This is a genomic window from Streptomyces sp. NRRL B-1140 (genome assembly GCF_001280065.1).
In the GTDB taxonomy this organism is placed as follows: Bacteria; Actinomycetota; Actinomycetes; order Streptomycetales; family Streptomycetaceae; genus Streptomyces.
Map to the genome: position 1 here is coordinate 98,607 of NZ_LGEA01000014.1, position 25,115 is coordinate 123,721.

21 protein-coding genes are annotated in these 25,115 nt (G+C 71.6%); 18 read left to right on the forward strand and 3 right to left on the reverse strand.

Features of this window, described 5'->3' with window-relative positions:
* Window positions 1-25: 25 nt before the first annotated feature.
* Window positions 26-529, reverse strand: a complete 504-nt coding sequence (gene bldD / locus ADK65_RS03625) for a transcriptional regulator BldD (protein WP_006131213.1) — start codon at window positions 527-529, stop codon at window positions 26-28.
* A 266-nt stretch (window positions 530-795) separates the two neighbouring features.
* On the opposite strand from bldD, the gene pyrR reads away from it, so the two are divergent.
* The 14 genes from pyrR to ADK65_RS03695 all read left to right on the forward strand — a co-directional run bounded on the left by pyrR (window position 796) and on the right by ADK65_RS03695 (window position 17,452).
* On the forward strand, window positions 796-1,371 hold the full coding sequence (gene pyrR / locus ADK65_RS03630) for a bifunctional pyr operon transcriptional regulator/uracil phosphoribosyltransferase PyrR (RefSeq protein ID WP_053668317.1): 576 nt from the start codon (window positions 796-798) through the stop codon (window positions 1,369-1,371).
* 104 nt (window positions 1,372-1,475) lie between these two features.
* Entirely contained in the window at window positions 1,476-2,453 is a 978-nt protein-coding gene (locus ADK65_RS03635) for an aspartate carbamoyltransferase catalytic subunit (protein ID WP_053668318.1), read from the forward strand.
* 5 nt (window positions 2,454-2,458) lie between these two features.
* Window positions 2,459-3,745 (forward strand): dihydroorotase, encoded by a 1,287-nt coding sequence (locus ADK65_RS03640; RefSeq protein WP_053668319.1) that lies wholly within the window; start codon window positions 2,459-2,461, stop codon window positions 3,743-3,745.
* On the forward strand, window positions 3,742-4,311 hold the full coding sequence (locus ADK65_RS03645; protein WP_053668320.1) for a hypothetical protein: 570 nt from the start codon (window positions 3,742-3,744) through the stop codon (window positions 4,309-4,311). Before ADK65_RS03640 ends, ADK65_RS03645 begins: the two co-directional genes overlap by 4 nt.
* A complete protein-coding gene (gene carA / locus ADK65_RS03650; RefSeq protein ID WP_053668321.1) occupies window positions 4,308-5,450 on the forward strand; it encodes a glutamine-hydrolyzing carbamoyl-phosphate synthase small subunit in 1,143 nt (380 codons plus the stop codon). The genes ADK65_RS03645 and carA overlap by 4 nt, the downstream gene beginning before the upstream one ends.
* Window positions 5,443-8,751, forward strand: coding sequence for a carbamoyl-phosphate synthase large subunit (carB, locus tag ADK65_RS03655; protein WP_053668322.1), 3,309 nt, complete (start codon window positions 5,443-5,445; stop codon window positions 8,749-8,751). The genes carA and carB overlap by 8 nt, the downstream gene beginning before the upstream one ends.
* Window positions 8,752-8,821: 70 nt before the next feature.
* Window positions 8,822-9,928, forward strand: a complete 1,107-nt coding sequence (locus tag ADK65_RS03660) for a quinone-dependent dihydroorotate dehydrogenase (protein ID WP_053668323.1) — start codon at window positions 8,822-8,824, stop codon at window positions 9,926-9,928.
* A complete protein-coding gene (pyrF, locus tag ADK65_RS03665; RefSeq protein WP_053668324.1) occupies window positions 9,925-10,770 on the forward strand; it encodes an orotidine-5'-phosphate decarboxylase in 846 nt (281 codons plus the stop codon). The genes ADK65_RS03660 and pyrF overlap by 4 nt, the downstream gene beginning before the upstream one ends.
* 277 nt (window positions 10,771-11,047) lie before the next feature.
* Entirely contained in the window at window positions 11,048-11,371 is a 324-nt protein-coding gene (locus ADK65_RS03670) for an integration host factor (RefSeq protein ID WP_003977346.1), read from the forward strand.
* Between the two features lie 58 nt (window positions 11,372-11,429).
* Window positions 11,430-12,023 carry a guanylate kinase gene (gene gmk / locus ADK65_RS03675; protein ID WP_053668325.1) on the forward strand — a complete coding sequence of 198 codons (594 nt, stop codon included), beginning with the start codon at window positions 11,430-11,432 and terminating at the stop codon, window positions 12,021-12,023.
* 68 nt (window positions 12,024-12,091) lie between these two features.
* Window positions 12,092-12,364, forward strand: coding sequence for a DNA-directed RNA polymerase subunit omega (gene rpoZ, locus ADK65_RS03680; RefSeq protein WP_003988945.1), 273 nt, complete (start codon window positions 12,092-12,094; stop codon window positions 12,362-12,364).
* A 114-nt stretch (window positions 12,365-12,478) separates the two neighbouring features.
* Entirely contained in the window at window positions 12,479-13,681 is a 1,203-nt protein-coding gene (coaBC, locus tag ADK65_RS03685; RefSeq protein WP_053668326.1) for a bifunctional phosphopantothenoylcysteine decarboxylase/phosphopantothenate--cysteine ligase CoaBC, read from the forward strand.
* Window positions 13,682-13,942: 261 nt separating this feature from the next.
* On the forward strand, window positions 13,943-15,151 hold the full coding sequence (gene metK, locus ADK65_RS03690) for a methionine adenosyltransferase (protein ID WP_053668327.1): 1,209 nt from the start codon (window positions 13,943-13,945) through the stop codon (window positions 15,149-15,151).
* A gap of 132 nt (window positions 15,152-15,283) precedes the next feature.
* The gene (locus tag ADK65_RS03695; RefSeq protein ID WP_053668328.1) at window positions 15,284-17,452 is read left to right on the forward strand and encodes a primosomal protein N'; all 2,169 of its coding nucleotides are present in this window, start codon (window positions 15,284-15,286) and stop codon (window positions 17,450-17,452) included.
* Window positions 17,453-17,705: 253 nt separating this feature from the next.
* Here the strand turns inward: ADK65_RS03695 and ADK65_RS03700 are convergent, their stop codons facing one another.
* Entirely contained in the window at window positions 17,706-18,251 is a 546-nt protein-coding gene (locus ADK65_RS03700; RefSeq protein WP_053668329.1) for a hypothetical protein, read from the reverse strand.
* Between the two features lie 328 nt (window positions 18,252-18,579).
* Here ADK65_RS03700 and fmt point away from each other — a divergent pair, with 328 nt between their 5' ends.
* Both fmt and ADK65_RS03710 read left to right on the forward strand, forming a co-directional pair.
* Window positions 18,580-19,512 (forward strand): methionyl-tRNA formyltransferase, encoded by a 933-nt coding sequence (fmt, locus tag ADK65_RS03705; RefSeq protein WP_053668330.1) that lies wholly within the window; start codon window positions 18,580-18,582, stop codon window positions 19,510-19,512.
* A 98-nt stretch (window positions 19,513-19,610) separates the two neighbouring features.
* Entirely contained in the window at window positions 19,611-21,029 is a 1,419-nt protein-coding gene (locus ADK65_RS03710) for an RsmB/NOP family class I SAM-dependent RNA methyltransferase (RefSeq protein WP_053668331.1), read from the forward strand.
* Here the strand turns inward: ADK65_RS03710 and ADK65_RS03715 are convergent.
* Window positions 21,010-23,151 carry an MMPL family transporter gene (locus ADK65_RS03715; RefSeq protein WP_053668332.1) on the reverse strand — a complete coding sequence of 714 codons (2,142 nt, stop codon included), beginning with the start codon at window positions 23,149-23,151 and terminating at the stop codon, window positions 21,010-21,012. The two genes, ADK65_RS03710 and ADK65_RS03715, sit on opposite strands and share 20 nt — an antisense overlap.
* 155 nt (window positions 23,152-23,306) lie before the next feature.
* Here ADK65_RS03715 and rpe point away from each other — a divergent pair, with 155 nt between their 5' ends.
* Both rpe and ADK65_RS03725 read left to right on the forward strand, forming a co-directional pair.
* Entirely contained in the window at window positions 23,307-23,993 is a 687-nt protein-coding gene (gene rpe / locus ADK65_RS03720; RefSeq protein WP_053668333.1) for a ribulose-phosphate 3-epimerase, read from the forward strand.
* A gap of 78 nt (window positions 23,994-24,071) precedes the next feature.
* A complete protein-coding gene (locus ADK65_RS03725) occupies window positions 24,072-25,115 on the forward strand; it encodes a sugar-binding transcriptional regulator (protein ID WP_078955796.1) in 1,044 nt (347 codons plus the stop codon).

A 25,115-nucleotide genomic window follows, 5' to 3' on the forward strand; every position in this document is an offset into this window, starting at 1 on the left:
CCCCTCTTCCGGCCCTGCGGAGCGGTCAGGCGTCCTCGTGGGACGCCACCGCGCGGCGCGCGTCCGCGTCCAGGACACCCCAGCTGATCAGCTGTTCCGTCAGGACCGACGGCGACTGGTCGTAGATGACGGCGAGTGTGCGCAGGTCGTCCTGTCGGATCGACAGCACCTTGCCGTTGTAGTCACCGCGCTGCGACTGGATCGTGGCCGCGTAGCGCTGAAGAGGGCCCGCCTTCTCGGCCGGCACCGTGGCCAGCCGCTCCAGGTCCAGGACCAGCTTCGGCGGCGGCTCGGCGGCCCCGCCCGGGGTCGTGCCCGGAAGCAGTTCCTGCACCGGGACGCCGTAGAAATCCGCCAGCTCGGCAAGGCGCTGCACGGTCACGGCACGGTCGCCGCGCTCGTACGAACCGACCACGACCGCCTTCCAGCGTCCCTGGGACTTCTCCTCGACACCGTGGAGGGAAAGGCCCTGCTGGGTGCGGATCGCCCGGAGCTTGGCCCCGAGCTGTTTGGCGTATTCGCTGGACATATAGCTCCCCGGCACTGTGTCAACGCGTCTGGCGTGGGTGCCAGGCCGCGCGGCTGGTAACTCACTGTGAGGTTACGCAGCGTTACTCTGCCGCGTCAAGCCGAATGGTCCGCACCGACTCTTCCGTGGTATCGGCCGTTGGTTGCGCCGAATGGGTGATCCAAGGGGGCCGTACGGGCGATCACAGGGACCTGCTACCGTGTATGGCGCAATCTCGACGTCCTTTAAGGTCCGTCCCGTGAGGCGGAGAAGGAGGTCCGTTTCGTATGGACACGCACGACACGCGCGAAGCACAGTCCGATGCCCGGCCCGTTCTCGAAGGGCCCGACATCGCGCGGGTGCTGACCCGCATCGCCCACGAGATCGTCGAACGCGCCAAGGGCGCCGACGACGTGGTGCTCCTCGGCATCCCGACCCGGGGCGTCTTCCTCGCCCGGCGCATCGCCGACAAGCTCGAGCAGATCACCGAGCGCAAGGTCCCATGCGGCTCGCTCGACATCACCATGTACCGCGACGACCTGCGCATGCACCCGCCGCGCGCGCTGGCCCGCACCGAGATCCCCGGTGACGGCCTCGACGGCAAGCTCGTCGTCCTCGTCGACGACGTGCTCTTCTCCGGCCGCACCATCCGCGCCGCCCTCGACGCCCTGAACGACCTCGGGCGTCCGCGCGCGGTGCAGCTCGCCGTCCTCGTCGACCGCGGTCACCGCGAACTGCCCATCCGTGCCGACTACGTCGGCAAGAACCTCCCCACGTCGTTGCGGGAGACGGTCAAGGTCCAGCTCGCCGAGGAGGACGGTCGCGACACCGTGCTGCTCGGTGCCAAGCCGACCCCTCAGTAGCGCTCCAGAGGCGTACGCCGCCGCCGTACGCCGGCTCAGTGCGCGCCCCGGCGCGCCCGTCTGCCCCGAATCTCCCGAATGAACTGCCTTACGGAGCCTGACAGATGCAGCGTCATCTCATCTCGGCCGCCGACCTCACCCGCGACGACGCCGTCCTGATCCTCGACACCGCCGAGGAGATGGCCCGGGTCGCCGACCGGCCGATCAAGAAGCTGCCGACCCTGCGCGGCCGCACGATCGTCAACCTCTTCTTCGAGGACTCCACCCGGACCCGGATCTCCTTCGAAGCCGCCGAGAAGCGGCTGTCCGCGGACGTCATCAACTTCTCCGCCAAGGGCTCCAGCGTCTCCAAGGGCGAGTCCCTGAAGGACACCGCCCAGACCCTGGAGGCGATGGGCGTCGACGCCGTCGTCATCCGGCACGGCGCCTCCGGAGCCCCGTACCGCCTCGCCAACTCCGGCTGGATCGACGCGGCCGTGGTCAACGCCGGCGACGGCACCCACCAGCACCCCACCCAGGCCCTGCTGGACGCCTTCACCATGCGCCGCCGCCTGATCGGCCCGGACGCCGGACTCGGCCGGGACCTCGAGGGCAAGCGCATCACGCTCGTCGGCGACGTCCTGCACAGCCGGGTCGCCCGCTCCAACGTCGACCTGCTGCACACCCTCGGCGCCGAGGTCACCCTCGTCGCCCCGCCGACCCTGCTGCCGGTCGGCATCGAGACCTGGCCCTGCGAGGTCTCCTACGACCTCGACAGCACCCTGCCCAAGTCCGACGCGGTGATGATGCTGCGCGTCCAGCGCGAGCGCATGAACGCCGCGTTCTTCCCCACCGAGCGCGAGTACTCCCGGCGCTACGGGCTCGACGGCGACCGCATGGCCCGGATGCCCGAGCACGCCATCGTGATGCACCCCGGCCCGATGGTCCGCGGCATGGAGATCACCGCCGAGGTCGCCGACTCCGACCGCTGCACCGTCGTCGAGCAGGTCGCAAACGGAGTGTCCATCCGGATGGCCGTCCTGTACCTGCTGCTCGGTGGGAACGAGCCCGCCGTCACCCACCCCCGCACCGAGGAGAAGTAAGACAGATGAGCAAGATCCTGATCCGTGGTGCGAAGGTGCTCGGCGGCGAGCCGCAGGACGTCCTGATCGACGGCGGGACCATCGCCGAGGTGGGGGGCGGGCTGTCCGCCGAGGGCGCGGAGGTCGTCGAGGCCGACGGCAAGGTGCTGCTGCCGGGCCTGGTCGACCTGCACACCCATCTGCGCGAGCCCGGCCGCGAGGACTCCGAGACCGTCCTCACCGGCACGCGCGCGGCGGCCTCCGGCGGCTTCACCACCGTCTTCGCCATGGCCAACACCTTCCCGGTCGCCGACACCGCCGGTGTCGTCGAGCAGGTCTGGCGGCTCGGCAAGGAGCACGGCTACTGCGACGTCCAGCCCATCGGCGCGGTAACCGTCGGCCTGGAGGGCAAGAAGCTCGCCGAGCTGGGCGCCATGCACGAGTCCGCCGCCGGCGTCACCGTCTTCTCCGACGACGGCAAGTGCGTCCACGACGCCGTGATCATGCGCCGGGCCCTGGAGTACGTGAAGGCCTTCGGCGGTGTCGTCGCCCAGCACGCACAGGAGCCGCGGCTGACCGAGGGCGCCGAGATGAACGAGGGCATCGTCTCCGCCGAGCTGGGCCTTGGGGGCTGGCCCGCGGTGGCCGAAGAATCGATCATCGCCCGGGATGTCCTGCTCGCCGACCACGTCGGCTCCCGCGTCCACATCTGCCATCTCTCGACCGCCGGGTCCGTGGAGATCGTCCGCTGGGCCAAGTCCCGCGGCATCCAGGTCACCGCCGAGGTCACCCCGCACCACCTCCTCCTCACGGATGAGCTGGTCCGCACCTACAACCCCGTCTACAAGGTCAACCCGCCGCTGCGCACCGAGCGCGACGTCATGGCCCTGCGCGAGGCCCTCGCCGACGGCACGATCGACATCGTCGCCACCGACCACGCTCCGCACCCGCACGAGGACAAGGACTGCGAGTGGGCCGCGGCTGCCATGGGCATGGTCGGCCTGGAGACCGCGCTGTCGGTGGTGCAGGAGACGATGGTCGACACGGGTCTGCTGGACTGGGCCGGCGTCGCCGACCGGATGTCCGTCACGCCCGCGCGGATCGGACGGGCCACGGGCCACGGCCGTCCCGTCTCGGCAGGTGAGCCCGCCAACCTCACCCTGGTCGACACGGCATACCGTGGGCTGGTGGAACCCGCGGGCTTCGCCTCACGCAGCCGCAACACCCCCTACGAGGGGCGTGAGCTGCCGGGCCGTGTGACGCACACGTGGCTGCGGGGCAAGGCCACGCTCGTCGACGGGAAGCTCACGTGACACCTGTACTCCTGCTGGCCGCCGAGAAGGAATCGGCGCAAGTGACCGACTGGGCCGCCCGCATCGGCTGGGTCGTCGGCCTCGCCCTGTTCGTCGCGCTCGTCTACTGGCTGATGCGCGAGGGCTGGAAGTGGCGCGGCACCCTCCAGGGCGACCTGCCCGAGCTGCCCGCCGCACCGGCCGAACAGGGCCCGGTGAAGCTCACCCTGAGCGGCCGCTACCACGGCTCCACCACCGCCGGGCAGTGGCTCGACCGCATCGTCGCGCACGGCCTGGGCACCCGCAGCCGAGCCGAGCTGACCCTGACGGACGCCGGCCTCGACGTCGTACGCCCCGGTGCGCAGGACTTCTTCGTCCCGGCCGCGGCGCTGCGCGAGGCCCGGCTCGACAAGGGCATCGCCGGCAAGGTGCTCACCGAGGGCGGTCTGCTGATCGTCACCTGGGAGCACGGCGACCGGCTGATCGACTCCGGGTTCCGATCCGACCACGCGGCCGAACACCACGAGTGGGTCGAGACCCTCAACTCCATGATCGAAACGAACACCAGGGAAGGCGCCGAACGATGACCACCTCCACCAGGGGAGCCGCCAAAACTCCCGCCGTACTCGTCCTGGAGGACGGCCGGGTCTTCCGCGGCCGCGCCTACGGGGCCGTGGGGGAGACCTTCGGCGAAGCGGTGTTCTCCACCGGCATGACCGGCTACCAGGAGACCCTCACCGACCCCTCCTACCACCGCCAGGTGGTCGTGATGACCGCCCCGCACGTCGGCAACACCGGCGTCAACGACGAGGACATGGAGTCCAGGAAGATCTGGGTCTCCGGCTACGTCGTGCGCGACCCCGCGCGCGTGCCGTCCAACTGGCGCTCCCGGCGCACGCTGGACGAGGAGCTGGACGCCCAGGGCGTCGTCGGCATCAGCGGCATCGACACCCGCGCCCTCACCCGCCACCTGCGCGAGCGTGGCGCCATGCGCGTCGGCATCTTCAGCGGCGACGCCGTCCGGGACGACGCCGCACTGCTGGCCCGCGTCCAGGAAGCCCCGCAGATGAAGGGCGCGAACCTGTCCGCGGAGGTCGCCACCACCGAGCCGTACGTCGTCCCCGCCATCGGCGAGAAGAAGTTCACCGTCGCCGCCGTCGATCTCGGCATCAAGGGCATGACCCCGCACCGCATGGCCGAGCGCGGCATCGAGGTGCACGTGCTCCCGGCGACCGCGACCGTCGAGGACATCTACGCGGTGAACCCCGACGGCGTGTTCTTCTCCAACGGCCCGGGCGACCCGGCCACCGCCGACCACCCCGTCTCCGTGATGCAGGGCGTCCTGGAGCGCGGCACCCCGCTGTTCGGCATCTGCTTCGGCAACCAGATCCTGGGCCGCGCCCTCGGCTTCGGCACCTTCAAGCTGAAGTACGGCCACCGCGGCATCAACCAGCCGGTGCAGGACCGCACGACCGGCAAGGTCGAGGTCACCGCGCACAACCACGGCTTCGCCGTCGACGCCCCGCTCGAGAAGGTCTCCGAGACCCCGTTCGGCCGCGCCGAGGTGTCCCACGTCTGTCTGAACGACAACGTGGTGGAGGGACTCCAGCTCCTCGACCGCCCCGCGTTCAGCGTCCAGTACCACCCCGAAGCGGCAGCCGGCCCGCACGACGCCGCCTACCTGTTCGACCGCTTCGTATCCCTGATGGAGGGCCAGCGTGCCTAAGCGCACCGATATCCAGTCCGTCCTGGTCATCGGCTCCGGCCCGATCGTCATCGGCCAGGCCGCCGAGTTCGACTACTCCGGCACCCAGGCGTGCCGCGTCCTCAAGTCCGAGGGCCTGCGGGTCGTCCTGGTGAACTCCAACCCGGCGACGATCATGACCGACCCGGAGATCGCCGACGCCACCTACGTCGAGCCGATCACCCCCGAGTTCGTCGAGAAGATCATCGCCAAGGAGCGCCCCGACGCGCTGCTGCCCACCCTGGGCGGCCAGACGGCCCTCAACACGGCCATCTCGCTCCACGAGGCGGGCACACTCGACAAGTACGGCGTCGAACTGATCGGCGCCAACGTCGAGGCCATCAACAAGGGCGAGGACCGCGACCTCTTCAAGGAGGTCGTCGAGGCCGTACGCCGGAAGATCGGGCACGGCGAGTCCGCCCGCTCGGTCATCTGCCACTCCATGGACGACGTGCTCCAGGGCGTCGAGACGCTCGGCGGCTACCCGGTCGTCGTCCGCCCCTCCTTCACCATGGGCGGCGCCGGCTCCGGCTTCGCGCACGACGAGGAGGAGCTGCGCCGCATCGCCGGCCAGGGCCTCACGCTCTCCCCGACCACCGAGGTGCTCCTGGAGGAGTCCATCCTCGGCTGGAAGGAGTACGAGCTGGAGCTGATGCGCGACAAGCACGACAACGTCGTGGTCGTCTGCTCCATCGAGAACTTCGACCCCATGGGCGTGCACACCGGCGACTCGATCACGGTCGCCCCGGCGATGACCCTCACCGACCGCGAGTACCAGACCCTGCGCGACATCGGCATCGCCGTGATCCGCGAGGTCGGCGTCGACACCGGCGGCTGCAACATCCAGTTCGCGGTGAACCCCGAGGACGGCCGGGTCATCGTCATCGAGATGAACCCGCGCGTCTCGCGCTCCTCGGCGCTCGCCTCCAAGGCGACCGGCTTCCCGATCGCGAAGATCGCCGCCAAGCTCGCCGTCGGCTACACCCTCGACGAGATCCCGAACGACATCACGCAGGAGACCCCGGCCTCCTTCGAGCCGACGCTCGACTACGTGGTCGTCAAGGCCCCGCGCTTCGCCTTCGAGAAGTTCCCGAGCGCCGACAGCACGCTGACCACCACCATGAAGTCGGTCGGCGAGGCCATGGCCATCGGCCGCAACTTCACCGAGGCCTTCCAGAAGGCCCTGCGCTCGCTGGAGAAGAAGGGCAGCCAGTTCACCTTCGTCGGCGAGCCCGGCGACAAGCTCCAGCTCCTGGAGCAGGCGGTGCGCCCCACCGACGGCCGCATCAACACCGTCATGCAGGCCATCCGCGCCGGCGCCACGCCCGAGGAGATCTTCGAGTACACGAAGATCGACCCCTGGTTCGTGGACCAGCTCTTCCTGATCAAGGAGATCGCCGACGAGCTGGCCGAGGCCCCCGAGCTGACCGCCGACCTGTTCGCCGAGGCCAAGCGGCACGGCTTCTCCGACGCGCAGATCGGGGAGATCCGCGGCCTGCGCGAGGACGTCGTCCGCGAGGTCCGGCACGCGCTCGGCATCCGCCCCGTCTACAAGACGGTCGACACCTGCGCCGCCGAGTTCGCCGCGAAGACGCCGTACTTCTACTCCTCCTACGACGAGGAGAGCGAGGTCGCGCCCCGCGAGAAGCCGGCCGTCATCATCCTGGGCTCCGGCCCGAACCGCATCGGCCAGGGCATCGAGTTCGACTACTCCTGCGTCCACGCCTCCTTCGCGCTCAGCGACGCGGGCTACGAGACGGTCATGGTCAACTGCAACCCGGAGACCGTCTCCACGGACTACGACACCTCCGACCGCCTGTACTTCGAGCCGCTGACGCTCGAGGACGTGCTGGAGATCGTGCACGCCGAGCAGCAGGCCGGACCGGTCGCGGGTGTCGTCGTACAGCTCGGCGGCCAGACGCCGCTCGGCCTGTCGCAGGCGCTGAAGGACAACGGCGTGCCGATCGTCGGCACCTCCCCGGAGGCCATCCACGCCGCCGAGGACCGGGGCGCCTTCGGCCGGGTCCTCAAGGAGGCCGGCCTCCCCGCCCCCAAGCACGGCACGGCCACGACCTTCTCCGAGGCCAAGGCCATCGCCGACGAGATCGGCTACCCGGTCCTGGTCCGCCCCTCCTACGTCCTCGGCGGACGCGGCATGGAGATCGTCTACGACGAGACGCGCCTGGAGGCGTACATCGCCGAGTCGACCGAGATCAGCCCTTCCCGGCCGGTCCTCGTCGACCGGTTCCTCGACGACGCGATCGAGATCGACGTAGACGCCCTCTACGACGGCGAGGAGCTCTACCTCGGCGGCGTCATGGAGCACATCGAGGAGGCCGGCATCCACTCCGGCGACTCGGCGTGCGCCCTGCCCCCGATCACGCTGGGCGGCTTCGACATCAAGCGCCTGCGCGCCTCCACGGAGGGCATCGCGAAGGGCGTCGGGGTCCGCGGCCTGATCAACATCCAGTTCGCGCTCGCGGGCGACATCCTCTACGTCCTGGAGGCCAACCCCCGCGCCTCCCGGACCGTGCCCTTCACCTCGAAGGCGACGGCGGTGCCGCTGGCCAAGGCCGCCGCCCGCATCTCGCTCGGCGCCACCATCGCCGACTTGCGCGCCGAGGGCCTCCTCCCGGCCAACGGCGACGGCGGCGAGCTGCCGTTCGACGCGCCGATCTCCGTCAAGGAGGCCGTCATGCCGTGGTCCCGCTTCCGCGACATCCACGGCCGCGGCGTCGACACGGTCCTCGGCCCGGAGATGCGCTCCACCGGCGAGGTCATGGGCATCGACTCGGTCTTCGGCACGGCCTACGCCAAGTCGCAGGCCGGCGCCTACGGCCCGCTGCCCACCAAGGGACGTGCGTTCATCTCGGTCGCCAACCGCGACAAGCGCTCGATGATCTTCCCGGCCCGCGAGCTCGTCGCGCACGGCTTCGAACTGCTCGCCACCTCCGGCACCGCCGAGGTCCTCAAGCGCAACGGCATCAACGCCACCATCGTTCGCAAGCAGTCCGAGGGCACCGGCCCGAACGGCGAGAAGACCATCGTCCAGCTCATCCACGACGGCGAGGTCGACCTCATCGTCAACACCCCGTACGGCACGGGCGGCCGCCTCGACGGCTACGACATCCGTACGGCGGCCGTGGCACGCTCCGTGCCCTGCCTTACGACGGTCCAGGCCCTCGCGGCGGCGGTCCAGGGCATCGACGCCCTCAACCGCGGCGACGTGAGCGTCCGATCGCTCCAGGAACACGCGGAACACCTGACCGCGGCCCGCGACTAGCAGCCCCGAGGGGGACACCGGAAACGGTGTCCCCCTCTTCGTGAGGACACCACGTCCTCGTGAGGACACCATGTACAAGATCTTCTTCCGTCTCTTCTTCAAGGGGCTGGACCCCGAGCACGCGCACCACATGGCCTTCCGCTGGATCCGGCTGGCCGCCCGCGTGCCCGTGCTGCGCACCTTCCTCGCGGCCGCCCTGGCGCCCCGCTACAAGGAGCTGCGCACCGAGGCCCTCGGCCTGCGGATGCACGGCCCCTTCGGGCTCGCGGCCGGCTTCGACAAGAACGCCGTCGGCATCGACGGCATGGCCATGCTCGGCTTCGACCACGTCGAGATCGGCACGGTGACCGGTGAGCCCCAGCCCGGCAACCCCAAGCAGCGGCTGTTCCGCCTGGTCGCGGACCGCGCGCTGATCAACCGCATGGGCTTCAACAACGACGGCTCGCTCCGCGTCGCGGCCCGCCTCGCCTCCCGCACGCCCGTCTTCAAGCCGGTCGTCGGCGTCAACATCGGCAAGACCAAGGTCGTCCCCGAGGAGGAGGCCGTCGCGGACTACGTGAAGTCCGCCGAGCGGCTCGCGCCGTACGCCGACTACCTGGTCGTCAACGTCTCCTCGCCGAACACGCCCGGCCTGCGCAACCTCCAGGCCACCGAGGCCCTGCGCCCCTTGCTGAGCGCCGTCCGCGAAGCCGCCGACCGCACGGTCTCCGCCCGTCGCGTGCCGCTCCTGGTCAAGATCGCGCCGGATCTCGCCGACGAGGACGTCGACGCCGTCGCCGACCTGGCCGTGGAGCTCGGCCTGGACGGCATCATCGCCACGAACACCACGATCGCGCGCGAGGGTCTCGGCCTGAAGTCGGACACCTCCCTGGTCAAGGAGACCGGCGGGCTGTCCGGAGCGCCCCTCAAGGAGCGGTCCCTGGAGGTCCTGCGCCGCCTCTACGCGCGCGTGGGCGACCGGATCACCCTGGTGGGCGTCGGCGGCATCGAGACCGCCGAGGACGCCTGGCAGCGCATCCTGGCCGGTGCCACGCTGGTCCAGGGCTACAGCGCCTTCATCTACGAGGGGCCCTTCTGGGGCCGCGCGATCCACAAGGGGCTCGCCGCACGCCTGGCCGCCGGCCCCTACGCCACGCTCGCCGACGCGGTGGGCGCCGACGTGAGGAAGACGGCATGAGCGGTCTCGAACCCTTCGGCGCACGCCTGCGCCGGGCCATGGACGAGCGCGGCCCGCTGTGCGTCGGCATCGACCCGCACGCCTCCCTGCTCGCCTCGTGGGGCCTGAACGACGACGTGGCGGGTCTGGAGCGGTTCAGCCGCACGGTCGTCGAGGCCGTCGCCGACCGGGTCGCCGTGCTCAAGCCGCAGAGCGCGTTCTTCGAGCGCTTCGGCTCCCGGGGCGTCGCCGTGCTGGAGAAGTCGGTGGCCGAGGCCCGGGCGGCGGGCGCGCTGGTCGTGATGGACGCCAAGCGCGGCGACATCGGCTCGACCATGGCCGCGTACGCCGCCTCCTTCCTGCACAAGGACGCGCCGCTGTTCTCCGACGCCCTGACCGTCTCGCCCTACCTCGGGTACGGCTCGCTCAGCCCGGCCGTCGCGCTGGCCCGCGAGAGCGGCGCAGGACTGTTCGTGCTGGCGCTGACCTCCAACCCGGAGGGCGGCGAGGTTCAGCACGCCGTGCGGTCCGACGGCCGGAACGTCGGAGCGACGATGCTGGCGCACCTGGCCGCCGAGAACGCGGGGGAGGAGCCCCTGGGGTCCTTCGGCGCGGTCGTCGGCGCCACCCTCGGTGACCTGTCGACCTACGACCTGGACATCAACGGCCCGCTCCTCGCGCCCGGCATCGGTGCCCAGGGCGCCGAGCCGGCCGATCTTCCCGGGGTCTTCGGGGCGGCGGTGCGCAACGTCGTGCCGAACGTGAGCCGGGGAGTGCTACGCCACGGTCCCGACGTGGTCGCTCTGCGTGACGCCGCCGAGCGCTTCGCGGAGGAGATCCGTCAGGTCGTGACGTCTTCGTGAGGCGGTCCGGACCTTCCGCTGAGACCTCCGATGAGTGGTCCGGGGCGGCCTTGAGTCTGAATACATCCTCAAATCCGGGGCAGTATGTCCTAAATGTCCGTCCAGATGAAGGCTGACCAGGACTTTTCCGCTGTTCTCAATGACTCCGGCGGACTTGCCCGCTAGTCTCCGACGAGAGAACGGGCAAGCGTGTGTTGCTCGTGGCTCCCCAGGTGTGGGGCGACTAGGTTCCTCACCGGTCCGTATCCGACAGTTCGACATCCGAGGTGACGTAGGCGTGGCTCTTCCGCCCCTTACCCCTGAACAGCGCGCAGCCGCGCTCGAAAAGGCCGCCGCGGCTCGCCGGGAGCGGGCCGAGGTCAAGAATCGACTCAAGCACTCCGGCGCCTCCCTTCACGAGGTCATCAAGCAGGGCCAGGAGAACGACGTCATCGGCAAGATGAAGGTCTCCGCCCTCCTCGAGTCGCTGCCGGGCGTGGGCAAGGTCCGCGCCAAGCAGATCATGGAGCGACTCGGCATCTCCGAGAGCCGCCGTGTGCGTGGCCTCGGTTCCAACCAGATCGCCTCCCTGGAGCGCGAGTTCGGCAGCACCGGCTCCTGAACGGCGCAGTCCGGGGAAGCGAGTCCCGGGCACTCCGCGATTGCTGGATAATCGCTGCATGGCTGCAACACCCCGGGGGACGTCCCCCGTACCCCCGGACGTACGTCCGCGGCTGACCGTGCTCTCCGGCCCCTCCGGGGTCGGCAAGAGCACGGTCGTCGCCCATATGCGCAAGGAACACCCCGAGGTCTGGCTCTCCGTGTCGGCCACGACCCGCAAGCCCCGCCCCGGCGAGCAGCACGGAGTCCACTACTTCTTCGTCTCCGACGACGAGATGGACAAGCTCATCGCCAACGGGGAACTGCTGGAGTGGGCCGAGTTCGCCGGCAACCGCTACGGCACGCCGCGTGCGGCCGTGCAGGAGCGACTGGAGAACGGCGAGCCCGTGCTCCTGGAGATCGATCTGCAGGGCGCCCGCCTGGTCCGTGAGTCGATGCCCGAGGCCCAGCTGGTGTTCCTGGCTCCTCCCTCCTGGGAGGAGCTCGTACGCAGACTCACCGGGCGGGGCACCGAACCGCCCGAGGTGATCGAGCGCCGGCTCGGCGCGGCGAAGATCGAACTCGCGGCCGAGCCGGAGTTCGACACCACCCTGGTCAACACCTCCGTCGAGGACGTGGCCCGCGAGCTGCTAGCCTTGATGGACGTCGTGTGACCATCGCCGCCCGTTCCGGCCGGCCGATCACCCCGACAGAATCTTTCCCATCCATCGGAAGGTAGAGCGTGTCCTCTTCCATCTCCGCGCCCGAGGGCATCATCAACCCGCCGATCGACGAGCTCCTCGAGGCCACCGACTCGAAGTACAGCCTGGTGATCTACGCGGCCAAGCGTGCCCGCCAGATCAACGCGTACTACTCGCAGCTCGGCGAGGGTCTCCTCGAGTACGTCGGTCCTCTCGTCGACACCCACGTCCACGAGAAGCCCCTCTCGATCGCCCTCCGCGAGATCAACGCGGGTCTTCTGACGTCCGAGGCCGTCGAGGGCCCGGCGCAGTAAGCAGGATTGACAGCTTCACGCTGGCTCATCCACAGGCCCGGCAGGCCTACTGCCGGGCCTGTGGTGTGTCATGGAGTCGTACGGTGTGCCGGTAGCCGAGGTCCGGGGAGAGACGTGGACAAGCCGAAGGTCGTTCTGGGGGTCAGCGGGGGCATCGCCGCGTACAAGGCCTGTGAGCTGCTGCGGCGGCTGACGGAGTCGGGCCACGACGTGCGGGTGGTGCCGACCGCCTCCGCGCTGCACTTCGTCGGCGCCGCCACCTGGTCCGCGCTCTCCGGCAACCCCGTCTCCACCGAGGTGTGGGACGACGTGCACGAGGTCCCGCACGTCCGCATCGGGCAGCACGCCGACCTGGTCGTCGTCGCCCCCGCCACCGCCGACATGCTCGCCAAGGCGGCCCACGGCCTCGCCGACGACCTCCTCACCAACACGCTGCTCACCGCCCGATGTCCGGTGGTCTTCGCGCCCGCCATGCACACGGAGATGTGGGAGCACCCGGCCACCCAGGAGAACGTGGCCACGCTGCGCCGCCGCGGCGCCCTCGTCATCGAGCCGGCCGTGGGCCGCCTCACCGGCGTCGACACCGGCAAGGGCCGACTGCCCGACCCGGGCGAGATCTTCGAGCTCTGCCGCCGTGTGCTGGCCCGAGGGGTCACCGAGCCCGACCTCACGGGCCGGCATGTCGTCGTGAGCGCCGGCGGCACCCGCGAGCCCCTGGACCCCGTCCGTTTCCTGGGCAACCGTTCCTCCGGCAAGCAGGGCTACGCCCTCGCCCGCACCGCCGCCGCCCGCGGCGCCCGCGTCACGCTGATCGCGGCCAACAGCACCCTGCCCGCCCCGGCGGGCGTCGACGTCGTCCCGGTCGGCACCGCCGTGGAGCTGCGCGAGGCGGTGCTGGGCGCCGCGCCGGACGCCGACGCCGTGGTGATGGCGGCCGCGGTGGCGGACTTCCGTCCGGCGGCGTACGCGGCGGGGAAGATCAAGAAGAAGGACGGCCAGGAGCCCGAGCCGATCACCCTGGTGCGGAATCCGGACGTTCTCGCGGAGATCTCCGCCGACCGGGCCCGCACAGGACAGGTGATCGTCGGCTTCGCCGCGGAGACGGACGACGTCCTCGCCAACGGCCGCGCCAAGCTCAAGCGCAAGGGCTGCGACCTGCTGGTCGTGAACGAGGTGGGGGAGCGCAAGACCTTCGGTTCCGAGGAGAACGAGGCGGTCGTGCTCGGCGCGGACGGCAGCGAGACCGCCGTGGCGCACGGCCCCAAGGAAGCCCTGGCCGAGACGGTGTGGGACCTGGTGGCCGAGCGCCTGCGCTGAGGTCCGGTCGCCGGGCGCCCGCTGCGGCCCGATCGTCGTCCACCCGCTCGAAAACGGGTGGACCCGGGCGTGGCGCCTCTGGCCAACGTCGCTCGCCATTGGGCAGAATGCCCGTGCCGCAGGTCACAGCGCTCCCGAGTGGCGAGACAGGGGGCCCGTGGCCGAAGCGTGACCCGTAAACTGTTCCACGGACGGCGCCGGGTGCAGCCCCCGCCGTCCGCCAATGATCAGCCAGCAGCCGCTGCAACCCCAGGGAGCGTTGTGTCCCGTCGCCTGTTCACCTCGGAGTCCGTGACCGAGGGTCACCCCGACAAGATCGCTGACCAGATCAGCGACACCATTCTCGACGCGCTCCTGCGCGAGGACCCCTCCTCGCGCGTCGCCGTCGAGACCCTGATCACGACCGGCCTGGTGCACGTGGCCGGCGAGGTCACGACCAAGACGTACGCGGACATCGCGACGCTGGTCCGCAACAAGATCCTCGAGATCGGTTACGACTCCTCCAAGAAGGGCTTCGACGGCGCGTCCTGCGGCGTGTCCGTGTCCATCGGCGCGCAGTCCCCGGACATCGCCCAGGGCGTGGACACGGCCTACGAGAAGCGCGTCGAGGGCGACGAGGACGAGCTCGACAAGCAGGGCGCCGGCGACCAGGGCCTGATGTTCGGCTACGCGACGGACGAGACGCCGACGCTGATGCCGCTGCCGATCTTCCTGGCCCACCGCCTGTCGAAGCGGCTGTCCGACGTGCGCAAGAACGGCACCATCCCCTACCTGCGCCCGGACGGCAAGACCCAGGTCACCATCGAGTACGACGGCGACAAGGCGGTCCGTCTGGACACCGTCGTGGTCTCCTCGCAGCACGCCTCCGACATCGACCTGGACTCGCTGCTGGCTCCCGACATCAAGGAGTTCGTGGTCGAGCCCGAGCTGAAGGCCCTGCTGGACGACGGCATCAAGCTCGACACGGAGAACTACCGGCTCCTGGTCAACCCCACCGGCCGCTTCGAGATCGGCGGCCCGATGGGTGACGCCGGCCTCACCGGCCGCAAGATCATCATCGACACCTACGGCGGCATGGCCCGCCACGGTGGTGGCGCGTTCTCCGGCAAGGACCCCTCCAAGGTGGACCGTTCCGCCGCGTACGCGATGCGCTGGGTCGCGAAGAACGTGGTCGCAGCGGGTCTCGCCACCCGCTGCGAGGTCCAGGTCGCGTACGCGATCGGCAAGGCCGAGCCGGTGGGTCTGTTCGTCGAGACCTTCGGCACCGCCAAGATCGACACCGAGAAGATCGAGAAGGCGATCGACGAGGTCTTCGACCTCCGCCCGGCCGCCATCATCCGCGACCTCGACCTGCTCCGCCCGATCTACTCGCAGACCGCGGCGTACGGTCACTTCGGCCGCGAGCTTCCCGACTTCACGTGGGAGCGGACGGACCGCGTGGACGCGCTGCGCAAGGCCGCGGGGCTGTAGGTCCCGGATCTGCCGCGGGGCTGTAAGTCCCGGATGTGAGGCCCGGCCCCTCGGGGGCCGGGCTTTGCCGTGTCCCGCGGGTGCCCTCCCGGGAACCCCCGGTTGTCAGCGGGGTTTGGTAAGAATGCAAGCGTGAGCAGCGAGAACGAACAAGCGGGCGGGGGCGCGGAGGGTGCGCCGCCGCCCGAGCAGCTCGCGCTCATCCGGGACAGTGTGCGCAAGGCGAAGACACCCCGGGCCAAGCCGCGGACCTGGCGGGGGGCCGCCCTCGCCAAGGAGCTGCCCGTCGCGCGTGTCCTCGTCGACAAGGGCGTGCTCCATCTCGACCGGTACTTCGACTACGCCGTGCCCGAGGAGCTGGACGCGGAAGCCCAGCCGGGCGTGCGCGTGCGGGTCCGGTTCGGGGCCGGGCGGCACCGCGTGCGCGAAGGGCGGCGCGAGGGCGGCGGACTGATCGACGGCTTCCTCGTCGAGCGGCTGGCCGAGTCCGACTACTCCGGGCCGCTGGCCGCCCTCGCCCAGGTCGTGTCGCCCGAGCGGGTGCTGAGCGAGGAGCTGCTGGGGCTGGCCCGGGCGGTCGCCGACCGGTACGCGGGCAGCCTCGCCGACGTCCTGCAGCTCGCCGTCCCTCCGCGCAACGCACGGGCCGAGCAGCGCCCCTCACCCGACCCGTTGCCCCCGCCCCCGGCGCCCGAAGCCGGAAGCTGGCAGCGGTACGAGCGCGGGGCGGCCTTCCTGGAATCCCTGGTGTCCGGCGGAGCGCCCCGGGCCGTGTGGAACGCGCTGCCCGGGCCCCAGTGGAGCGAGGAGCTGGCCCGGGCCGTCGCCGCGACGCTGGCCTCCGGGCGCGGGGCGCTCGCCGTCCTGCCCGACGGACGGGCGGTCGCACGAGTCGACGCCGCGCTGACCTCCCTGCTGGGGAAGGGGCGGCACGCGGTGCTCACCGCCGACGCCGGCCCGGAGAAGCGGTACGCGCAGTGGCTCGCGGTGCGGCGCGGTTCCGTCCGGGCCGTGATCGGGACCCGAGCCGCCATGTTCGCGCCCGTCCAGAACCTCGGCCTGGTCGCGCTCTGGGACGACGGCGACGACAGCCACAGCGAGCAGCACGCCCCGCAGCCTCACGCCCGCGAGGTGCTCCTGCTGCGGGCCGCCCAGGACAAGTGCGGCTTTCTGCTGGGGAGCTGGGGCTGCACGGTGGAGGCCGCCCAGCTCGTCGAAAGCGGCTGGGCGGGGCCGCTCGTCGCAGGCCGGGACCAGGTGCGGGGGGCCGCCCCGCTCGTCCGGACCGTCGGGGACCAGGATCTCGCCCGCGACGAGGCCGCCCGGGCCGCCCGGTTGCCGACACTCGCCTGGCAGGCCGTCAGGGACGGCCTCAAGCACGGCCCGGTGCTGGTGCAGGTGCCCCGCCGGGGGTACGTCCCGCGCATGGCGTGCGCCCACTGCCGGGCGCCCGCGCGCTGCCGGCACTGCTCCGGGCCGCTGGAGGCGCCGGACGGCGGTGCCCTGAACTGCGGGTGGTGCGGACGCGAGGAGAGCGGCTGGCACTGCCCCGACTGCGGTTCCTTCCGTCTGCGCGCCTCGGTCGTGGGGGCTCGCCGGACCGCCGAGGAACTGGGCCGGGCCTTCCCCGCCGTCCCGGTGCGCACCTCGGGGCGGGAACACGTGCTCGACACAGTGCCGTCAGCGCCCGCGCTGGTCGTGAGCACGCCGGGGGCCGAGCCCGTCGCCGAGGGCGGATACGCGGCGGCACTGCTGCTCGACGGGTGGGCCATGCTCGGGCGGCCCGATCTGCGGGCCGGGGAGGACGCACTGCGGCGGTGGATCGCCGCCGCGTCCCTCGTCCGGCCGCAGCCGGCCGGGGGCACGGTGGTGGTCGTGGCCGAGCCGACGCTGCGGCCCGTGCAGGCGCTCGTCCGCTGGGACCCCGTCGGCCACGCGGTGCGGGAACTCGCCGAGCGGGCCGAGCTGGGGTTTCCGCCGGTGTCGCGGATGGCTGCCGTGTCGGGCCCGCCGGAGGCGCTGGCGGGATTCCTCCGTGCGGCCGCACTGCCGCCCGAGGCGGAGGTGCTGGGGCCGGTTCCGTTGCCGGTCACCGCGCCCGGGCGGCCTCGCCGGGCGGGGGCGCCGCCGCCCGGCGAGCAGTGGGAGCGGGCGCTGCTGCGGGTGCCGCCGGGCAGGGGCGCCGCGCTGGCCGGCGCGCTCAAGGCCGCGCAGGCCGCGCGGATGGCCCGGGGGAGTGGCGGTGGGGCGGGAACCGGCGCCGGGGTGTGGGTGCGGATCGATCCTGCCGACATCGGGTGAGCGTCGCCTCGGACCGGCACGGTGATGGGAGCCTCGCCTCGGACCGGCACGGTGATGGGAGCGGCACGAGAAGTGGGCCGGTACGAGGAGTGGGTCGGCACGAGAAGTTGCTGCAGGCGACATGCGGTCGGGCGCGCCGCTGACGCTCGATCAGGCGCCGCAGGTGGCGGCGGGAGCCGTCCAGCGAGTGCGGCCCGATGCGCGGCCGCCCTCCCGGGAGCGGTCCGGGAGGGCGGGGCGAAGGGCGCGGGCGTCAGCCGTTGCGCGGCCCCGGGAAAGCCGTCGGCCTGACCTCGTCGCGCAGAGCGGAGCTGCCTGCCGTCGGCTGCGTGGGCATGGAACGGGCCGCGGGGACCGTCGGAACCGAGGGCAGGCCGGTCGTCACATGGACCGAGCGGCCGACCGTCGGCTCCGGCGTGCGCTCGGGCTCGGGCGCGGCCGACTGGGTCGTGGCGCGGCGGGCGCCGTAACGGCGGTGGACCGCCTGCTTGGTGACTCCGAGCGCGGAGCCCACCGCGTCCCACGAGAAGCCGAGGGAGCGGTCGAAGTCCACGGCCGCGGTGACCAGGGTCTCGACACTGTCCCGCAGTTCCTGGGCGAGCCGTACCGTCGGGGCGGGAGCGCGTCCGTAGACGACGAAGCCCGTGGAGGGGCCGGAGCGGCGCGGGCGGTAGACATTGCCCAACTGGGCGGTGAGGGTGCGCAGTGCGTCCACCTGCCGGCGGACCCGCTCGATGTCCCGCACCAGCAAGTGCAGGCTGGCCCGAGCCTGGGCGTCGTGGGTTGCGTGGTCGGCCATGAACAAGCCTCTCGAACCGGCGTTGAAAGGAATTGGGCCGCGATCGCGGCCCGTTGTGGTCAACTCTGTCTTGACCAACGCGGATTCGCTCCGCGGGTCACGGTGTGGGGGCGCGGGATTAGATGTGTGCGCCTTTCTGCGCGGGGTGTGCGCCTCGGCCTCCGGCCGTTGGCTCGTGTCTCCCGCCCGCGCACCGCCCGTAACTGTCAGCCGACAGGCCCGGGTCTCCCGTGGGGGCCCAGCGCCGTCGGCGGCTTTCCGCTTCCGGCTCATAGACTTGGGCGTTGCCCGTTGTCGATCCCCGCCCCCGAGAGGCCCCCACCACCCCATGAAGCTGGTCTTCGCCGGTACACCCGAGGTCGCCGTTCCCGCTCTGGACGCTCTGCTCGCCTCCGGGCGGCACGAGGTGGCCGCCGTCGTCACGCGGCCCGACGCGCCGGCCGGGCGCGGACGCAGGCTCGTCGCGTCGCCCGTCGCCGAGCGGGCGGAGGAGGCCGGGATCGAGGTGCTGAAGCCCGCGAAGCCGAAGGACCCCGAGTTCCTGGAGCGGCTGCGTCAGATCGGGCCGGACTGCTGCCCCGTCGTCGCCTACGGGGCGCTGCTGCCCCGGGTGGCCCTCGACATCCCCGCGCACGGCTGGGTCAACCTGCACTTCTCCCTGCTGCCGGCCTGGCGCGGTGCCGCGCCCGTGCAGCACGCCATCATGGCCGGCGACGAGATCACCGGGGCGTCCACCTTCCTGATCGAGGAGGGGCTCGACTCCGGCCCGGTGTACGGGACGGTGACGGAGGAGATCCGGGCCACCGACACCAGCGGGGACCTGCTGACGCGGCTCGCCTTCGCCGGTGCCGGGCTGCTGGCGGCGACCATGGACGGCATCGAGGACGGCACGCTGAAGGCCGTACCGCAGCCGGCCGACGGGATCAGCCTCGCTCCCAAGGTCAACGTCGAGGACGCGCACCTGGACTGGAGCGCGCCCGCGCTGCGGGTCGACCGGATGGTGCGGGGCTGCACCCCGGCCCCCGGCGCCTGGACGACCTTCCGCGGTGAGCGGCTCAAGCTCATCCAGGTAGCCCCCGTGCCCGACCGGACGGACCTCGCCCCGGGGCAGATCGCCGCCCAGAAGAACAACGTGTACGCCGGCACCGGCTCGTACGGTGTCGAGCTGCTGTGGGTGCAGGCGCAGGGAAAGAAGCCGATGCGGGCGGCGGACTGGGCGCGCGGGGTGCGGATCGGAGAGGGCGAGCAGCTCGGAGGATGAGCCGGTGCGGGGCGGTCCCTGAGGCGGCCGGCGCCCGACCGTACCCGGCGGCGTAGGCTGGACGGCGCACTTCCTCTCACCACCGGAGCACCTTTTTCGTGAGCGAACAGCCCCGCCGAGCCCGCACTTCGGGCAAGCCCTACCGCAGGCCCAAGAAGGACCCCGTCCGCATCCTCGCCTTCGAGGCGCTGAGGGCCGTGGACGAGCGGGACGCCTACGCCAACCTCGTCCTGCCACCGCTGCTGCGCAAGGCGCGGGAGAACGGCGACTTCGACGCCCGGGACGCCGCACTCGCCACCGAGCTGGTGTACGGCACGCTGCGCCGGCAGGGGACGTACGACGCGGTCCTGGCGTCCTGCGTGGACCGGCCGCTCGGAGAGGTCGACCCGCCGGTGCTGGACGTGCTGAGCCTCGGCGCGCACCAGCTGCTCGGCACCCGTATCCCGACGCACGCTGCGGTGTCCGCCACCGTCGAGCTCGCGCGGGTCGTGCTCGGCGACGGACGGGCCAAGTTCGTCAACGCCGTGCTGCGCAAGGTCGCGCAGCACGATCTGGACGGCTGGCTGGAGCGGGTCGCGCCCCCTTACGACGAGGACCCCGAGGACCACCTCTCCGTCGTCCACTCCCATCCGCGGTGGGTCGTGTCCGCGCTGTGGGACTCCCTCGGCGGCGGGCGCGCCGGCATCGAGGAGCTGCTGCGCGCCGACAACGACCGGCCCGAGGTCACGCTCGTGGCCCGACCCGGACGGGCCACCGCGGAGGAACTGCTCGACGAGGACGCCGCCGTGCCCGGCCGCTGGTCGCCCTACGCCGTGCGGCTGACCGAGGGCGGGGAGCCGGGCGCCATCGCCGCCGTGCGGGACGGACGCGCGGGCGTGCAGGACGAGGGCAGCCAGCTCGTCGCGATCGCCCTCGCGGGCGCGCCCCTGGACGGGCCCGACCGGCGCTGGCTGGACGGCTGCGCGGGACCCGGCGGCAAGGCCGCGCTGCTCGGCGCGCTGGCCGCCGAGCGGGGCGCCCTGCTCGTCGCCTCCGAGAAGCAGACGCATCGCGCCGGCCTCGTCGCGAAGGCGCTGGACGGCAATCCAGGGCCCTATCAGGTGATCGCCGCCGACGGGACGCGCCCGGCATGGCGGCCCGGGAGCTTCGACCGGGTGCTGGTCGACGTGCCGTGCACGGGCCTCGGTGCCCTGCGCCGCCGTCCCGAGGCACGCTGGCGGCGCCGCCCCGAGGACCTGGAGGGCTTCGCGCCGCTGCAGCGCGGGCTGCTGCGCACTGCCCTGGAGTCGGTGCGGGTCGGCGGTGTCGTGGGCTACGCGACCTGCTCGCCGCACCTCGCCGAGACCCGGGCCGTCGTCGCCGACGTGCTCAAGCAGCACCCGGACACCGACCTCGTCGACGCCCGGCCGCTGCTGCCCGGCGTACCGGACCTGGGCGAGGGGCCCGACGTGCAGCTGTGGCCGCATCTGCACGGCACCGACGCGATGTATCTCGCGCTCATTCGAAGGACCGGCTGACCCCCGCGGCCACGGCCGCCCGGTCCGGTGTGCCGCCGTCGTGGCGCGCCAGCCGGTGCGGCCACCACACCTTGCGCCCGACGTCCAGGAACAGCGACGTCACCAGGACCGAGCGGACGATGAAGGTGTCGATGAGGACGCCGAGGGCCACCGTGAAGCCGATCTCGGCGAAGGCGACCATCGGCAGGGTGCCGAGGGCGGCGAAGGTACCGGCCAGGACCAGCCCGGCGGAGGTGATGACCGCGCCGGTGGCGGCGAGTCCCGTGACCACACCCGGTCTGGTGCCCTGGCGGGCCGCCTCCTCGCGGATGCGGGTGGTCAGGAAGATGTTGTAGTCGATGCCCAGGGCGACCAGGAACACGAAGACGAACAGCGGGAAGTCGGTCGCCTCGCCCGCGTAGTCGAAGACGTACCGGAACGCGAGCGCGCTGATTCCGAGTGCCGCCGCGAACGACAGGATCACCGTCCCGACCAGCAGCAGCGGCGCGATCAGGGCACGCAGCAGGCCGCACAGGATCAGCAGGACGACCACCAGCACCAGCGGGATGATCAGCACGTTGTCGTGCCGGGTCGCCTCGTCCATGTCCAGCAGGGCCGCCGTACCGCCGCCCACCTTGGCGTCGGCGTCCGGAACCGCGTGCACGGCGTCGCGCACCCGCTCGACCGTCTGCTTGGCGGCCTCGCTGTCCGACGGGGCGGTCATCGTGGCCTCGAAGAGGACCTTGCCCTCGAAGGCCGGTCTGGTACCGGGCGGCAGACCGAGGGACTGGGGGACCACGCCCGGCGTCCCGGCGACGGCGCGGCCCACCTGCACGGCCTGTGCCTGGTTGCTGACGATGACCAGGGGGTCGCCGCTGCCCGCCGGGAAGTAGCGCGCCGACACCTCCTGGCCGGTGATCGAGTCGGGTTTCCCGGTGAACGCGTCCGCGTTGCCGATGCCCTCCGCGCGCAGCTGGATCAACCCCAGCGAGCAGATCGCCAGCGCGAGCGCCGTCACGGCCCAGATCATCCGCGGGCGGCGGGCGATACGGCGTCCCGTACGGGCCCAGACCCCGCGCTCGGTCGGGTCGGCAGTTCCGTAGCGCGGCACCACCGGCCAGAAGATCCACCGGCCGAAGATCACCAGCAGGGCCGGGAACAGGCTCATCATCGCCACCAGGGCGACGGCGACACCGATCGCGGCCACCGGACCCAGGCCGCTCGTGGAGTTCATCTCGGCGGCCAGCAGGACCAGCATGCTCAGCACGACCGTCGCGCCGGAGGCGAGCACGGCCGGGCCGGCGCGGTGCAGGGCCAGGGCCATCGCCTCGTGGCGGTCCTCGTGCCGGCGTAGTTCCTCCCGGTAGCGGGCCACCAGCAGCAGGGCGTAGTCCGTCCCCGCCCCGAAGACCAGCACCGTGAGGATGCCGGCGCTCTGGCCGTTGACCGTCAGGCCGCCGTGCTCGGCCAGCAGGTAGATCAGCGCCTGAGCGGTGAACAGGGCACAGACCACCGCGATCAGGGGGACCAGCAGCAGGGTCAGGCTGCGGTAGGTGATGAGCAGCATGACGATGACGACCGCCATCGCCGAGAGCAGCAGGGTCGAGTCGATGCCCTCGAAGGCCTCGGCGAAGTCCGCGGACGTGCCGCCCGGGCCCGTGATGTGCACGGTCATCCCGTCGCTGCCGGTGCCGACGTCGTCCCGGATCGAGTCCACGGCGGGCGAGATCCGTTCCCAGCCCTCCTCGTCCATCATGATCGGCACGAAGACCTGGGCCGCGCGCGGATCGGCCTGCCGGTCGAACACCGGCCCCCGCGTCTGCTCCCCGATGATGCCGTGGTCGCTCAGCTGCTTCAGCTGCCGCACGTCCTCGGCGATCTGCGCCCGGTCCTGCGCCGTCAGGCCGCTGTCCCGCGCGTAGATCACCACCGCCGGGATCTGCTCCGGCCGGAAGTCCTCGGAGATCTGCAGCACCTGCGTCGACTCCGCGGACCCCGGCAGCCAGGACGCCGCGTCGTTGTCCTGAGCATCGGTGAGCTTCATGGCGAGCGGCGCGGCGACGACCAGCACGACCACCCAGAAGACCAGCACGAGCCACTTGGCCCGCCGCCCGCAGACGAGATGCGCGACGCCCCGCTTCATGACGTCCCCCTCCGCGAGGACGCCCGGTGGGGGGCGCGGGGCGATGACATCGGCGGCTCCGCCGCGTGGGCGCGACGAGCCACATGAGTCCCGCACCCGGCGGACCACCGGGGTCCGATGCTCACAACCCCCACAGGGCATGGCAGTCTTAGGACATGGCCGCGCAGATCAACCCCAGCATCCTGTCCGCAGACTTCGCCCGCCTCGCGGACGAGGCGAAGGCCGTGGAAGGAGCCGACTGGCTCCACGTCGACGTCATGGACAACCATTTCGTCCCGAACCTCACGCTCGGGGTGCCGGTCGTGGAGTCGCTGGCCCGCGCGACGGACACCCCGCTGGACTGCCATCTGATGATCGAGGCCCCCGATCGGTGGGCGCCCCAGTACGTGGAAGCGGGGGCCGGTTCGGTCACCTTCCACGTCGAGGCCGCCGCGGCGCCCGTCCGGCTCGCCCGGGAGATCCGTGCGAAGGGCGCCCGCGCCTCCATGGCGCTGAAGCCCGCGACCCCCATCGAGCCGTATGAGGACCTGCTCCCCGAGCTCGACATGCTCCTGATCATGACGGTCGAACCGGGCTTCGGGGGACAGGCCTTCCTCGACATCATGCTTCCGAAGATTCGCCGCACCCGCGAGTTGATCAGCAAGCACGGACTGGAGCTCTGGCTCCAGGTCGACGGCGGAGTCTCGGCTTCCACCATCGAGCGGTGCGCCGACGCCGGAGCCGACGTCTTCGTGGCCGGATCGGCGGTCTACGGGGCAAACGACCCGGCAGAAGCGGTACGTGCACTACGCACCCAGGCCGACGCGGCGACGGCGAAGGCCTCCTGGGCCTGCAACCACTGAGCCACAGCAAAGTGAACGGCTCTCATCAGGGCTGATCGACCGCGCCACATCTGCAAGGATGAACGGCGAATCCAGAGTGTGAACAGCAGTGAGGAGATCGCCGTGTCGGGTATGTCGGCGGGCCGGTCAGCCATGCGGATGGGACCCGCTGAGCTGGTGCAGGCGGCGGCCATGGCCCGCCGCTTCTACCTCGAGGGCAAGTCCAAGATCCAGATCGCGGAGGAGTTCGGCGTCAGCCGCTTCAAGGTGGCCCGGGTCCTGGAGACCGCCCTCGAACGGGATCTCGTACGCATCGAGATCCGTGTGCCGGCCGAACTGGACGCGGAGCGCTCGGACGCGCTCCGCGCCCGCTACGGCCTCAGGCACGCCGTCGTGGTCGAGTCCCCGGCCGAGGCCGAGGAGACGCCCGACCCCGAGAACCTGGGAGAAGTGGCCGCCGACCTGCTCGGCGAACTGGTCAGCGAGGGGGATGTGCTGGGCCTGGCCTGGGGCCGCTCCACCATCCACATGGCGGCGGCGCTCGACCGGCTGCCGCCCTGCACCGTGGTGCAGCTGACCGGTGTCTACGACGCCGGGACCGCCGAACGCGGCTCGGTCGAGGCCGTGCGCCGCGCGGCCCAGGTGTCCGGCGGGGACGCCCACCCCATCTACGCCCCCATGCTGCTGCCCGACGCGGCCACGGCCACGGCACTGCGCAACCAGACGGGGATCGCCCGGGCCTTCGAGCACTTCGACAAGGTCACCGTCGCCTGTGTGTCCATCGGCTCGTGGGAACCGGGCATCTCCACGGTGCACGACATGCTCAGCGACGAGGAGCGCGCGCACTACGCCTCCCTCGGTGTCGCCGCCGAGATGTCCGCGCACCTCTTCGACGCCGAGGGCCGCCGGGTCGGCCGCGACCTGGGCGAGCGGTGCATCACCGTGAAGGCGGACCAGCTCCGCCGGATCCCCGAGGTCGTCGCGATCGCGGGAGGGCAGCGCAAGGGGCCCGCGATCGACGCGGTGCTGCGGTCCGGGCTCGTCACCAGCCTGGTGACGGACACATCGGCCGCCGACTACCTGATGACGGCCGGACCGGCGCCGAAGTCCGCCCTCAACCGGTCCGACCCGGACGGGGTCTGA